Origin of the sequence: Polaromonas aquatica, assembly GCF_050626995.1 — a bacterium.
Taxonomy (GTDB): domain Bacteria; phylum Pseudomonadota; class Gammaproteobacteria; order Burkholderiales; family Burkholderiaceae_C; genus Polaromonas; species Polaromonas aquatica_A.
The window spans coordinates 2,130,713-2,143,467 of the sequence record NZ_CP192467.1; the positions used below are offsets into that span (position 1 = coordinate 2,130,713).

11 protein-coding genes are annotated in these 12,755 nt (G+C 62.4%); 7 read left to right on the forward strand and 4 right to left on the reverse strand.

Going from position 1 to position 12,755, the window contains the following annotated elements:
• The first annotated feature begins 4 nt into the window (after nucleotides 1–4).
• The 4 genes from phnY (at nucleotide 5) to ACQ4MS_RS10190 (ending at nucleotide 5,365) form a co-directional block, all read left to right on the forward strand.
• On the forward strand, nucleotides 5–1,423 hold the full coding sequence (phnY, locus tag ACQ4MS_RS10175) for a phosphonoacetaldehyde dehydrogenase (RefSeq protein ID WP_431099567.1): 1,419 nt from the start codon (nucleotides 5–7) through the stop codon (nucleotides 1,421–1,423).
• Nucleotides 1,414–1,986, forward strand: a complete 573-nt coding sequence (locus ACQ4MS_RS10180; RefSeq protein WP_431099388.1) for a phosphonate degradation HD-domain oxygenase — start codon at nucleotides 1,414–1,416, stop codon at nucleotides 1,984–1,986. The genes phnY and ACQ4MS_RS10180 overlap by 10 nt, the downstream gene beginning before the upstream one ends.
• Nucleotides 1,976–2,833 carry an EamA family transporter gene (locus ACQ4MS_RS10185; RefSeq protein WP_431099389.1) on the forward strand — a complete coding sequence of 286 codons (858 nt, stop codon included), beginning with the start codon at nucleotides 1,976–1,978 and terminating at the stop codon, nucleotides 2,831–2,833. Before ACQ4MS_RS10180 ends, ACQ4MS_RS10185 begins: the two co-directional genes overlap by 11 nt.
• A 117-nt stretch (nucleotides 2,834–2,950) precedes the next feature.
• The gene (locus tag ACQ4MS_RS10190) at nucleotides 2,951–5,365 is read left to right on the forward strand and encodes a GcvT family protein (protein WP_431099390.1); all 2,415 of its coding nucleotides are present in this window, start codon (nucleotides 2,951–2,953) and stop codon (nucleotides 5,363–5,365) included.
• 92 nt (nucleotides 5,366–5,457) lie between these two features.
• On the opposite strand, the gene ACQ4MS_RS10195 is transcribed toward ACQ4MS_RS10190, so the two are convergent.
• From ACQ4MS_RS10195 to ACQ4MS_RS10205, 3 genes are all read right to left on the reverse strand, one after another.
• The gene (locus tag ACQ4MS_RS10195) at nucleotides 5,458–6,915 is read right to left on the reverse strand and encodes a sensor histidine kinase (protein WP_431099568.1); all 1,458 of its coding nucleotides are present in this window, start codon (nucleotides 6,913–6,915) and stop codon (nucleotides 5,458–5,460) included.
• 190 nt (nucleotides 6,916–7,105) lie between these two features.
• Nucleotides 7,106–7,780: a response regulator gene (locus ACQ4MS_RS10200; RefSeq protein ID WP_007870259.1), complete on the reverse strand. Its 675-nt coding sequence runs from the start codon at nucleotides 7,778–7,780 to the stop codon at nucleotides 7,106–7,108.
• 105 nt (nucleotides 7,781–7,885) lie between these two features.
• On the reverse strand, nucleotides 7,886–8,395 hold the full coding sequence (locus tag ACQ4MS_RS10205; RefSeq protein WP_431099391.1) for a MarR family winged helix-turn-helix transcriptional regulator: 510 nt from the start codon (nucleotides 8,393–8,395) through the stop codon (nucleotides 7,886–7,888).
• Between the two features lie 163 nt (nucleotides 8,396–8,558).
• Here ACQ4MS_RS10205 and recA point away from each other — a divergent pair, with 163 nt between their 5' ends.
• Together recA and recX are read left to right on the forward strand one after the other, a co-directional pair.
• Nucleotides 8,559–9,701: a recombinase RecA gene (gene recA, locus ACQ4MS_RS10210; RefSeq protein ID WP_431099392.1), complete on the forward strand. Its 1,143-nt coding sequence runs from the start codon at nucleotides 8,559–8,561 to the stop codon at nucleotides 9,699–9,701.
• Nucleotides 9,702–9,793: 92 nt separating this feature from the next.
• Nucleotides 9,794–10,285 (forward strand): recombination regulator RecX, encoded by a 492-nt coding sequence (gene recX / locus ACQ4MS_RS10215; protein ID WP_431099393.1) that lies wholly within the window; start codon nucleotides 9,794–9,796, stop codon nucleotides 10,283–10,285.
• A gap of 92 nt (nucleotides 10,286–10,377) precedes the next feature.
• On the opposite strand, the gene argC is transcribed toward recX, so the two are convergent.
• Nucleotides 10,378–11,289: an N-acetyl-gamma-glutamyl-phosphate reductase gene (gene argC, locus ACQ4MS_RS10220; RefSeq protein ID WP_431099394.1), complete on the reverse strand. Its 912-nt coding sequence runs from the start codon at nucleotides 11,287–11,289 to the stop codon at nucleotides 10,378–10,380.
• Nucleotides 11,290–11,578: 289 nt separating this feature from the next.
• Between argC and sucC the strand changes: the two genes are divergently transcribed.
• Nucleotides 11,579–12,739: an ADP-forming succinate--CoA ligase subunit beta gene (sucC, locus tag ACQ4MS_RS10225; RefSeq protein WP_431099395.1), complete on the forward strand. Its 1,161-nt coding sequence runs from the start codon at nucleotides 11,579–11,581 to the stop codon at nucleotides 12,737–12,739.
• Nucleotides 12,740–12,755 lie beyond the last annotated feature (16 nt).

Sequence of the window (12,755 nt, forward strand, 5' to 3'; positions counted from 1 at the left end):
TGCCATGCGCCTGGCGGGCCGCAAGGTTGGCGCAGACCGAAGTGGCGAGCGTGCCATCGACGTCTTCAACCCGTTTACCGAAAAGCGTATCGGCACCGTTCCCAAGGCCACGCTCGAGGAAGTGCGGGACACCTTTGCCAAAGCGCACGCGTACAAGCCGCAGCTCACCCGCTACGAACGCGCCGCCATCCTCAACCGCGCAGCCGCCATCATCCAGTCGCGGCTGTCTGAAGTCGCCCATCTCATCACCGCGGAAGCGGGCCTGTGCCTGAAAGACGCGATGTATGAAGCCGGCCGCGTCAGCGACGTGCTGCTCTTCGGTGCGACCGAGGTTCTCAAGGACGACGGCCAGATCTTCAGCTGTGACCTGACGCCGCATGGCAAGAAGCGACGCGTCTATACCCACCGCTCACCGTTGCTGGGCGCCATCACCGCCATCACGCCTTTCAACCACCCGATGAACCAGGTGGCGCACAAGGTGGTGCCCAGCGTTGCGACCAACAACCGCATGGTGCTCAAGCCTTCCGAGAAGGTGCCTTTCTCGGCGATCCTCTTTGCCGACATCCTGTATGAAGCCGGGCTGCCGCCGGAAATGCTCAGCGTGGTGACGGGCGATCCGCGCGAGATTGCCGACGAGCTGATTACCAACCCGCTGGTCGACCTGGTGACCTTCACCGGCGGTGTGGCCATCGGCAAATACATCGCCTCGAAAGCCGGCTACCGCCGCGTGGTGCTGGAGCTGGGCGGCAACGATCCCATCATCGTGATGGAAGACGCCGACATCGACGAAGCCTCCACACTGGCCGTGCAAGGGTCCTATAAAAATTCAGGCCAGCGCTGCACCGCCATCAAGCGGCTCATGGTCCATGAGGCAGTCGCCGGCGAATTTGTCGAACAGGTGCTGGCCAAAACACTGGCCTGGAAATACGGAGACCCTGCCGACAAGGCCAACGACATGGGCACCGTGATTGACGAGCCGGCCGCCATGCTGTTTGAGTCGCGCGTAAATGAAGCCGTGGCCCAGGGCGCCAAACTTCTCGCCGGCAACAAGCGGCGCGGCGCGCTCTACTCCCCTACGCTGATTGACCATGTCTTGCCGCAGATGACAGTTGCTCGTGAGGAGACCTTCGGCCCGGTCTCGCCCGTGATCCGCTTCAAAAACATTGAAGAAGCGATCCAGATTTCCAATGGCACGGCCTACGGCCTTTCAAGCGCGGTGTGCACCAACCGCATGGACTACATCAACCGCTTTGTGAGCGAGCTGCACGTCGGCACGGTCAATGTGCGCGAAGTGCCCGGCTACCGGCTGGAGCTCACGCCTTTTGGCGGCATCAAGGACTCGGGCCTGGGCTACAAAGAAGGCGTGCAGGAAGCGATCAAGAGTTTCACGAATCTCAAAACCTACTCCATGCCATGGCTCTGACTTTTGCGGATATCGAGCGTCTTTTTAACGAGCGCGGTGGCGAGCAGTACAGCGGCGAGCCTGTGACGCAGCTCGAACATGCGCTGCAGACCGCGGCGCTGGGCGAAGCCGAAGGCGCGAGTGACGCGCTGGTCACTGCCGCCTTGTTGCACGACCTCGGCCATTTGCTACATGACCTGGGTGAGACGCCCTCGCTGCGTGGTGTGGACGACGTTCACCAGTACCGCGCATTACCTTTTTTGCGCGGCCTGTTTACGGACGAGGTACTGGACGCCATCAAATTGCATGTCGATGCCAAGCGGTATCTGTGCGCGGCACGGCGTGGCTATCACTCCGCCCTCTCCGTAGATTCCAAACGCAGCTTGCTGCTGCAGGGCGGCATCTTCTCCGCTGAAGAAGCCGCTCGCTTCATGGCCCAGCCCGGCGCTGAAGATGCGGTGAAGTTGCGCCTGTGGGACGACCTGGCCAAAGAGGAGAACAAGGTCACGCCGCCGCTGTCGCACTTCCTGGCGCGGGCACAGCGCTGCGCCCTCCCCGCCGCAAGGCCCTCGCTTGCCGTCTGAGGTCCTGGCCCTGACCTGGCCGGTGCTGTGCGCCGTGTTGTTCGGCGCGCTGCTGCATGCCGGCTGGAACGCGCTGGTCAAGTCCAGCACCGACAAGTCGCTGGATATGGCGGTCATCCACCTCATAGGCTCGGTGCTGGCCTTACCCCTGGTGCTGCTGGTGGGTTTGCCGCCGGTGGCGGCCTGGCCTTTTATCGGCGCTTCCGTGCTGATCCATATCGGTTACTACATCGCCACCACGCAGGCCTACAAGCACGGCGATTTGGGCCTTACCTATCCGCTGATGCGCGGCGTGGCGCCGCTGCTGGTGGCGCTGTCGGCCACTTTCACGCTGGGCGAAACTTTGACGCCGCTGGCCTGGGCCGGCATCCTGGGCATATGCAGCGGCGTGCTGGTGCTGGGCCTGAGCCGCCATGCGCTGCACGCGCGCAAGGCGGTCGGATTTGCGCTGGTCAACGCCGTCATTATCGCGATCTACACCGTGGTGGATGCGCTGGGCGTGCGGGCCTCCGGCAATGCGCTGCAGTACGTTGCCACTTTGTTCCTGCTCGACGGCTGGCCATTCGGCATTTTGATGATGGCGCGGCGCGGGCGTGCCATGGCCGGCTACGCCAAACACCGGTGGCCGGTGGCTACCGGCGGCGCGTTAGCCTCGCTGGGCTCCTACGGCATTGCGCTATGGGCCATGACACGCGCACCTGTGGCCACGGTGGCAGCGCTGCGTGAAACCTCGGTGCTGTTCGCGGTGCTGATTGGTTGCTGGCTGTTGAAAGAAGCCTTCACCGTGCGCCGCTTTATCGGCACCTGCGCCATCGTCGGTGGCGTGATGGCCATACGCCTGGCCTAAATATGAGTTCCCCCCCGAAGCGCCTTCGGCGCCTCCCCCTCGAGGGGGCGCAGCCTGCGGCCCGGCAAAGCCGGTTCCGCGGCGGCCACTGAGTTAATACCGAAGAGGATTGTCCGCATGAATATTCCGGCTCAGGCGCAAATCGTGATCGTGGGCGGCGGCATCGCCGGCTGTTCTGTCGCCTACCACCTGGCGAAGATGGGCAAGACCGACGTGTTGCTGCTTGAGCAGGGCAAGCTCACCAGCGGCACCACCTGGCATGCGGCCGGCCTGGTCGGGCAGATGCGCCCTAACCGCAACATGACGCAGATGAGCAAATACGGGATTGAGCTGTATGCCTCGCTGGAAGCTGAAACGGGCCTTGCCACCGGATGGAAGCAATGCGGCAGCGTCAACGTGGCGCGCACGCCCGAGCGCATGAAGGTGCTGAAAAAGCAGGTGGCCATGGCCAACAGCTTCGGTGTGGAATGCCATGAGATCTCGCCGCAGGAAGCCGGCGACAAATACCCCATCATGCGCACCGACGACTTGCAGGGTGCGATCTGGCTGCCGGGCGATGGCAAGGCGAATCCGGCGGATTTGTGCATGTCGCTGGCCAAGGGCGCGCGCAACCGCGGCGTGAAGATGGCTGAAGGCATTGAGGTGACCGGCGTCATCATTGAAAACGGCAGGGCCGTGGGCGTGAAGACCGCGCAGGGCGATGTGCGCTGCGAAGTTCTCGTCAATTGCGCCGGCCAATGGGCGCGCCAGTTCGGCAAGCTCGCGGGTGTGAATGTGCCGCTGTATTCGGCCGAGCACTTCTATATCGTCACCGGCAAGATCCCGGGCGTGCACCCCATGCTGCCGGTCATGCGCGACCCGGACGGCTACATCTATTACAAGGAAGAGGTCGGCGGGCTGGTGATGGGCGGCTTTGAACCCCAGGCCAAGCCCTGGAAGATGGACCCGATTCCGGCGACCTTCCAGTTCGAGCTGCTGGACGAAGACTGGGACCAGTTCGAGCCCCTGATGACCGCGGCGCTGCACCGCACGCCCTGCCTGGAGACGGCCGAAGTGAAGATGCTGCTCAACGGCCCCGAGAGTTTCACGCCCGACGGCAACTTCATCCTGGGCGAAGCGCCCGAACTGCGCAACTACTTTGTCTGCGCGGGCTTCAACTCGGCCGGTATCGCCAACAGCGGTGGCGCGGGCCGGCTCATGGCCGAATGGATTGTGGGCGGCGAGCCCAGCACCGATTTGTGGGACGTGGACATTCGCCGCTTCGGCAGCTTCACCGGCAACCGAAAGGCATTGGCCGAGCGCACTGGCGAGACGCTCGGCTTGCACTACGCGATGCGCTGGCCGCGGCAGGAGCTGGAGACGGCGCGGCCGCTGCGGACTTCGCCGCTGTATGACATTCAGGCGGCGAAGGGGGCGGAGTTTGGAAGCAAGAATGGTTGGGAGCGGGCGAGCTATTTCAAACCCAACGGACAGGCCAGACCAGACCACACCTTGGGCAAACCCGGCTGGCTCCCGTGGATGATCGAAGAGCAGAAAGCCACGCGTGAAACTGTCGCCCTTTACGACCAGACCTCTTTCTCCAAATACCTGCTGCAAGGCCGCGATGCGCTCAACGTGCTGCAGCGCCTGTGCGCCAACGAGATGGACGTGCCCATCGGCAAGATGGTCTACACCGCGATGTTGAACGAGCGCGGTGGCTTCGAAAGCGATCTCACAGTCATTCGGAAAGCGGTAGATCGCTTCCTCATCATCACCGGCTCCGCACAAACCGTGCGCGACTTCGACTGGATCACGCGGCACATTGGCGACGCCGAGCATGCCGTGCTGACCGACGTGTCGGCAATGTACTCGGTGCTGTCGGTGATGGGGCCGAAGGCGCGCGAACTGCTGGCGCTGGTCAGCCCCGATGACCTGTCGCCTGAGGCGTTGAAGTTCTCATGGACCAAAGAGATTGATGTGGGTTTCGCCCGCGTGCGTGCCGCCCGTATGAGCTACGTGGGCGGGCCGGGCTTTGAGCTCTACACGCCGATCGAAATGGCGCGCCATGTCTACCTTGCGCTGATGGAGGCCGGCAGGGCGCTGGGCATTCGCGACGCGGGTTATTACGCGCTGGATGCGTTGCGTGTCGAGCAAGGCCGGCGCGCCTGGGGCGCAGAGCTCGGCCCGGATGAAACGCCGTGGGAGGCCGGGCTGGCGTACAGCGTCAAGCTCGACAAGCCCGCCAATTTCATCGGCAAGGCCGCGCTGCTCAATTCACAGGGATTGGTGTTGCGCAAGAAGCTGGTCACGCTGGTGTTTGACACGGCAGATGCTTTTGCCTGGGGCGGCGAAGCGATTGTGCTGGGCGGGCAAACGGTGGGCGAAATCTCGTCGGTCGGCTGGAGCCCGTTGGCCGGCGCGTGTGTGGCGCTGGGCTATGTGCGCGGCAATAGCGCCAACCAGCCGCATGCCGGAACACCGGCGCACATTGAGCTGTGGGGCGATCGTGTTGGCGTGAAGCTATACGACAAGTGGCCGCCCGCCAAACCCTGATCTGCTATTGTTTTGATAGCTAATGGTCGCAGCGTTACCTGGGCTAGAGGCTGTGTTTACTTAAGAAATTGAACGCGGGTACGCCCGGGCCGCTACTGCCCGTCAGGCACATCCATGCCGACAAAGCGAACCGTGACACGCGTACCCGGCGTTTGCGGGTGGCCGGCCAGCGCGGCATCTTCAATCGTGATGGTGGCGCCATGCTGCTTGGCGATTTCCAGCACGATCGCCAGGCCCAGGCCTGAACCGTCGACGTTGGTGCCCAGCGTGCGGTAGAAAGGCTGGAACACCAGCTCGCGTTCCGACTCCAGAATGCCGGGGCCCGAGTCTTCGACCAGCAGCACCAGCACGCCACTGAAGCGGTCCGTCATCAGCCGCAGCGTGACCTGGCCTTTTTCAGGCGTGTAGTTGATGGCGTTGTCCAGCAGGTTGCGCACCAGCTCCTTGAGCAGTGTGGCGTTGCCTTCAAGCTGTGTGGCTTGCTCCCCGGCTTCAGGGCCGTCGTAGCCGAGGTCGATCTGCTTTTCAAGCGCGCGCGGCACCGAGTCGGCCATCACTTCCGACACCACATGCACCAGGTCGATGTGCTGCTTGGCCAGGCTGCGGCCGGTGGTTTCTGCACGTGCCAGCGCCAGCAGCTGGTTGACGGTGTGTGTGGCGCGGATGCTGGCGCGGCCGATGTGTTTGAGTGATTTTTTCAGCTCGTCGGCGTCGGTTTCCCGTTGCGCCAGGTCGGCCTGCATGCGCAAGCCCGCCAAGGGTGTCTTGAGCTGGTGGGCCGCATCGGCCAGAAAGCGTTTTTGAGTGGTCAGCGACACCTTGAGCCGGCTCAGCAAGTCGTTGATGGATGAGACGAGTGGCGCCACTTCTTCGGGCACCGCGGTTTCATCAAGCGGGCTCATGTCGTCGGACTTGCGCGCGCGGATGCGCTTTTCAAGTTGGGCCAGCGGCTTGATGCCGCGCACCAGCGCCAGCCACACCAGCAGCACCGCCAGCGGCAGCGTGACGAACTGCGGCACCATCGTGCCCTTGACGATTTCGGTGGCCAGCGTCTTGCGTTTTTCCAGCGTCTCGGCCACCTGCACCAGCACCATCTGGCTGGGCGCGGGCTCCGCTGCGGGGGCGCTTCTGTCGGCGCGCGGTCCAGTGGGCCTGGGTCCCGGCGCTGCGGCTTTGACGTCGACCTTCAGCCAGGTGTAGGCCACGCGCACGTCTTCGCCCTGGATAACGTCTTCACGAAGCCGTACCTCACCATTGGTGGGCTTGTCTTCGTCGGGCGGTGCGGGCAAATCGTGCTCGCCGCTCAGGTGTTCGCCGTGCGTGCCCACCACCTGGTAGTAGACAAGGTCGGTGTCATCGGCACGCAAAATCTCGCGCGCCGGGGCCGTCAGGTTGAACTGCACCTGGTTGTTCTTGACCACCACCAGCTTGGCCAGCGCCTGCACGTTGTATTCAAGCGCGCGGTCAAAAGGCTTGCCGGCGATGTTTTGCGCCACCAGCCAGGTCAGCGCCAGGCTGATGGGCCACAGCAGCAGCAGCGGCGTGAGCATCCAGTCGAGGATCTCGCCGAAGAGGCTTCGCCTTTCGCGCTGGAAAAGCCTTAATGCCACAGCCTGAACGCGGTGACGTTGTCTTCAAGCCAGCAGGGGCCGCGGAACCGGCTTTGCCGGGCCGCAGGCGCAGCGGCCCCCCCGGGGGGCAGGAAGCTACACGAAGTGAGCGACCGTGGGGGCTCCATCTCTACCCTGGTATCTTTTCGAGGCAGTAGCCCAAGCCGCGTACAGTCGCGATCCGTACCGGGCCCTTTTCAATCTTCTTGCGCAGGCGGTGGATGTAGACCTCGATGGCGTTGTTGCTGACTTCCTCGCCCCATTCGCAGAGGCGCTCCACCAGCTGGTCCTTGCTGACCAGCCGGCCGGCGCGCTGCAGCAGCACTTCGAGCAGGCCGAGTTCGCGCGCAGACAGCTCCAGCATCTGCCCGTCTATGGTGGCGACGCGGCCTGCCTGGTCATAGACCAGCGGGCCGTGCTTGATGGTGCTGCTGGCGCCACCCATGCCGCGGCGTATCAGCGCGCGCACGCGCGCTTCAAGCTCCTGCAGTGAAAACGGCTTGGCCATGTAATCGTCGGCGCCGTAGTCCAGGCCCTTGACGCGTTCTTCCACGCTGTCGGCGGCGGTGAGGATCAGCACCGGCATCGCCGAGCCGCGCGCACGCAGGCGCTTGAGCACTTCCAGCCCGTGCATGCGCGGCAGGCCCAGGTCCAGGATCAGCAGGTCGAATTCGGTGTTGGTGAGCAGCGCGGCGTCGGCTTCGGTACCGCTGGCCACATGGTCGGCCGCCGCGCCCGAGGCGCGCAGCGTACGCAAAAGGCCATCAGCCAAAACCTGGTCGTCTTCGGCAATCAGAATGCGCATGGTTGTCTCCAGGGAGCGGTCCGCACTACGAGGGCTACGGGCCAGTTTTACTTGTTCGGCAAATTTTAGGCTTTTGTCGCCGGAGGTTTGCTGACATTAGCTGGATCAAGCCCCTGCATAGGCCTCTAGCCCCAGCGCCACTACCGTAGCCACATCATGCCCCACCGCCTGTCGAAACTCATCTTCAGCCTGGCGCACGGCCTGGTGAAAGGCTTCCAGCCACAACAGACCCGATTCGGTGAACACCACCTGGCGCGCGCGTTTGTCATGCGGGTCGGGCTGGCGCGTCACCAGTCCCCAGGCTTCGCATTGGTCGACCAGGTCGCCCATGGCCTGCTTGCTCATGCCCGCGCTTTGTGCCAGGTCGGTCAGGCGCGAGCCGCCCACGGCCAGGTGGCGCGTGATGTGAATGTGCGCGGCGCCGACCTGGTCGCGTGCGGCGAGATTTGAGAGTGCCAATGGCACTTCGATGCTGCTGGCCATCAGCGACAGGACGCGCTCGTCAAAGCGGCGCAGCGCGTGACCCATCAGGCGTCCCAGATGGGTCTGCCGCCAGCTTGCTTCAGTGGCGCCAAAGGGGCTGGGAGGAATGGACGAAGCCGTGGTTTCTGCCATCAAATCATGGTATCTCATTTGGTCAGGCAAACTGACTAAAAATAGGGTTTACTTATTTTTATGGCCCCCATAAAGTACTGGTCATGCATCCAGCGCTGTGAATAAAAGCAGAGGCCGGAATAATCGCAACAAGTTTTACATCATTGATTTTCAAGGAGTTTTTATGGAACTGACCAACAAACTGAACCCCGCCCAGAACCCTGGACAAAGCGCCGCCCTGAACACCGAAAAGGCCAAGGCCCTGCAAGCCGCCCTGGCCCAGATCGAAAAGCAGTTCGGCAAAGGCACCATCATGAAGCTGGGCGACGGCGAGGTGATCGAGGACATCCAGGTCGTTTCCACCGGCTCGCTGGGCCTGGACATCGCCCTGGGCGTCGGCGGCTTGCCGCGCGGCCGTGTCGTTGAAATCTACGGCCCTGAGTCATCCGGCAAGACCACGCTGACCCTGCAGGTCATCGCCGAAATGCAAAAACTGGGTGGCACCTGCGCCTTTGTGGATGCCGAGCACGCGCTGGACATCCAGTACGCGCAAAAGCTGGGCGTCAATTTGCAAGACCTGCTGATCAGCCAGCCCGACACCGGCGAGCAGGCGCTTGAAATCGTCGACTCGCTGACCCGCTCCGGCGCGGTTGATTTGATCGTGGTCGACTCGGTGGCGGCGCTGACGCCCAAGGCCGAGCTCGAAGGCGAAATGGGCGACTCGCTGCCCGGCCTGCAGGCTCGCCTGATGAGCCAGGCGCTGCGCAAGCTGACCGCCACCATCAAGAAGGCCAATTGCATGGTCATCTTCATCAACCAGATCCGCATGAAGATCGGCGTGATGTTTGGTTCGCCCGAAACCACTACCGGCGGCAATGCACTGAAGTTCTACGCCTCGGTGCGCCTGGACATCCGCCGCATCGGCTCCATCAAGAAGGGCGAAGACGTGATCGGCAACGAAACCCGGGTGAAGGTGGTCAAGAACAAGGTGGCCTCGCCGTTCAAGACGGCGGAGTTCGACATCCTCTACGGCGAGGGCATCAGCCGGCTGGGCGAGGTGCTGGATTTGGGTGTGGCCGGCCACATCGTTGAAAAAGCCGGCGCCTGGTATGCCTTCAATGGCGAAAAAATCGGCCAGGGCCGCGACAACTCGCGTGAGTTCCTGAAAGAAAACCCGGAACTCGCCATCGAGATCGAAAACAAGGTGCGCGAATCGTTGGGCATTCCGCTGGTGCAGGTCGCTGGCGGCGCTGAGGCTCCGGCTGAAAAACCGGCCAAGGCCGAGAAAGCCGAAAAGGCTGAAAAGCCCGCCAAGGCGGCTGCCTGATTTTTAATGTCAAATAAGGCTCCAGCCCAGTTGGAGCATGCGCTGCTAGCTATTAAAAAAATAGCGCGCGTGTTGGGCTCGGCCTGTTAGCCATGGAAAATCCGGTAGATCACAAGCCAGCCAAACCCGCCCGTCGTGCGGGTTTTGGCCTTTCCCTGAAGGGGCGCGCCTTGCGTTACCTGGCTGCGCGTGAACATTCGCGCGCCGAACTGGAACGCAAGCTGGCGCCGCATGAGGAAACGCCCGGCCAGCTGACCCAGGTGCTCGACGACCTGGAGGCCAAGGACTTCATCAGCGAGGCGCGGGTGGTCGAGTCGGTGATCAACCGCCGCGCCGGGCGCTTTGGCGCGGCGCGCATCAAGCATGAGCTGCTGACCAAGGGCCTGAGCCCTGAGCGGGTGGCCGGCGCGGTAGCCAGCCTCAAGGGCAGCGAGGTTGAGCGGGCCAGGGATATCTGGCGCAAGAGGTTCGACGGCCCTGCGCCTGATCCAGCTGGCCGCGCGAAACAGATGCGATTTCTGGCGGCGCGAGGCTTCACCGGCGATGTGATTCGCCGCGTTGTGTCACAAGCCGACGAGGACTGAGGGTGCTCTCAGGCTCGATTTTTAATGGAAAATGGCTCCAGCCCAATAATTCCGGGCGCAAGCAGCTATCAAATTAATAGCAATGCGGGGCGCTACAAGCCCAGCATCAACTTGAGGTTCTGCACTGCGGCGCCCGATGCGCCTTTGCCGAGGTTGTCCAGCCGCGCCACCAGCACTGCGTGATGGTGCTCTTCGTTGGCGAACACGCGCAACTCCATTTTGTTGGTATCGTTCAGCGCCAGCGCATCCAGCTTGCCGGATTCAGGGGCGGCTTCCACCGTGACCCATTCACTGCCGGCGTAATGCTTGGCCAGCACGTCTTGCAACTGGGCGGCGCTTGGCCTGCCGGGCAGCAAATCAAGGTGCAAAGGCAGTTGCACCAGCATGCCCTGCCTGAAGTTGCCCACCGAAGGAACAAATATCGGACGGCGCGAAAGGCCTGTGTATTTCATGATCTCGGCGAGATGCTTGTGCTTCAGGCCCAGGCCGTAGAGTTCAAACAGGGGCGCGGTGCCGGCCTCGTAGTCTTCAATCATCTGCCGTCCGCCGCCGGAGTAACCGCTCACAGATGGAAGGCTCAAGGGGAAATCCGCAGGGATCACGCCGGCATCGACCAGCGGGCGAACCAGCGCAATCGCACCGGTGGCATAGCAGCCGGGGTTGCCGACGCGGTCGGCGGCGGCCACGGCGGCGCGCTGGGTCTGCGTCAGTTCGGGAAAGCCGTAAACCCAGCCCGGCACCGTGCGGTGGGCGGTGGAGGCATCGATGATCTTGGGCTTTTTGCCGGTCAGGGAGTCGATCATGGCGACCGATTCGCGGGCTGCGTCGTCGTGCAGGCACAGGATCACCATGTCCACCTGCGCCATCAGCGCGCGCTTGGCGGCCGCATCCTTGCGTAGCTCGGGCGCGATGCTGACCAGCTCGATTTGCGGCATGGCTTGCAGCCGCTCGCGGATTTGCAGGCCCGTGGTGCCGGCTTCTCCGTCAATAAAAACTTTAGGCATGAGAACTTCCAGGTGCTGACAACAGAAATGAAATACGCAAACAAGGCAAACACAGCGAATACAAGGTCGCGGGGCCGCAAAAACACCTGAAAAAGCTCATTTCGGCGCCATTTCGGGGTGTAAGCCCGGCACAAGGATTGTGCGTCGCACCATGATACAGTTCTGCGTTGCTGCCTGCAGTGACCGCCGACGTGGTTTTTTGGGCCGGTGTGGCCTGTTTCCGACACCCCACAACCCTGCCCCAAATCCCAGTTGCACCCCCTCTTTTACTGAATTCTGAAGGTTTTTCATGAAAATTCACGAGTACCAAGGCAAGGAAATCTTGCGCAATTTTGGTGTGCCTGTGCCGCGCGGCATTCCGGCCTTCACGGTGCAGGAAGCGGTGGAAGCGGCCCAGAAGCTGGGCGGCCCGGTATGGGTGGTCAAGGCGCAGATCCATGCAGGTGGCCGCGGCAAGGGCGGCGGCGTGAAGGTTGCCAAGACTATCGAGGACGTCAAGCGCATTGCCGGCGAAATTCTCGGCATGCAACTGAAGACGCACCAGACCGGCCCTGAAGGCCAAAAAGTCCGCCGTCTCTATATAGAAGACGGCGCCGATATCCAAAAGGAATACTACGTTTCGGCCGTGACCGACCGTGAGTCGCAAAAGGTGGCATTCATCGCCTCCAGCGAAGGCGGCATGGACATCGAAGAGGTGGCCCATTCCAACCCTGAAAAAATCATCAAGGTGTTTGTCGATCCGCTGGTCGGCATGACGGACGCCCAGGCGAAAGAAATCGCCGCCGGAATCGGCATGCCCGCCGATTCCGTGGCACAGACCGTCGACATCCTGCAAAAGCTCTACAAGTGCTACATGGATACCGACGCGTCGCTGGTGGAAATCAACCCCCTGAATCGCAACAGCAAGGGCGAGGTCATGGCCCTGGACGCGAAGTTCAACTTCGACGCCAACGCGCTGTTCCGCCACCCTGAAATCGTCGGCTACCGCGACCTGGACGAGGAAGATCCGGCCGAAGTCGAAGCCAGCAAGTTCGACCTGGCGTACATCAGCCTGGATGGCAACATCGGTTGCCTGGTCAATGGCGCCGGCCTGGCCATGGCGACTATGGACACCATCAAGCTGTTCGGCGGCGAGCCGGCCAACTTCCTGGACGTAGGCGGTGGCGCTACGGCTGAAAAAGTCACTGAAGCCTTCAAGATCATGCTGAAAAACCCCGATGTCAAAGGCATCCTGGTCAACATCTTCGGCGGCATCATGAAGTGCGACACCATTGCCGACGGCGTGATCACCGCCTGCAAGGCCGTGAACCTGTCGGTTCCGCTGGTTGTGCGCATGAAGGGTACCAACGAAGACCTGGGCAAGAAAATGCTGGCGGACTCCGGTTTGCCCATCATTGCCGCAGACACCATGGCCGAAGCCGCGACCAAAATCGTGGCCGCCGTCAAGTAAGCCCAGGAGCACACAA

Bases quoted from the DNA above. Each gene is read 5' to 3' on its own strand.
- phnY (WP_431099567.1), top strand. From the start codon at position 5: ATGCGCCTGGCGGGCCGCAAGGTTGGCGCAGACCGAAGTGGCGAGCGT.
- ACQ4MS_RS10180 (WP_431099388.1), top strand. From the start codon at position 1,414: ATGGCTCTGACTTTTGCGGATATCGAGCGTCTTTTTAACGAGCGCGGT.
- ACQ4MS_RS10190 (WP_431099390.1), top strand. From the start codon at position 2,951: ATGAATATTCCGGCTCAGGCGCAAATCGTGATCGTGGGCGGCGGCATC.
- ACQ4MS_RS10195 (WP_431099568.1), bottom strand. From the start codon at position 6,915: ATGCTCACGCCGCTGCTGCTGCTGTGGCCCATCAGCCTGGCGCTGACC.
- ACQ4MS_RS10200 (WP_007870259.1), bottom strand. From the start codon at position 7,780: ATGCGCATTCTGATTGCCGAAGACGACCAGGTTTTGGCTGATGGCCTT.
- ACQ4MS_RS10205 (WP_431099391.1), bottom strand. From the start codon at position 8,395: ATGGCAGAAACCACGGCTTCGTCCATTCCTCCCAGCCCCTTTGGCGCC.
- recA (WP_431099392.1), top strand. From the start codon at position 8,559: ATGGAACTGACCAACAAACTGAACCCCGCCCAGAACCCTGGACAAAGC.
- recX (WP_431099393.1), top strand. From the start codon at position 9,794: ATGGAAAATCCGGTAGATCACAAGCCAGCCAAACCCGCCCGTCGTGCG.
- argC (WP_431099394.1), bottom strand. From the start codon at position 11,289: ATGCCTAAAGTTTTTATTGACGGAGAAGCCGGCACCACGGGCCTGCAA.
- sucC (WP_431099395.1), top strand. From the start codon at position 11,579: ATGAAAATTCACGAGTACCAAGGCAAGGAAATCTTGCGCAATTTTGGT.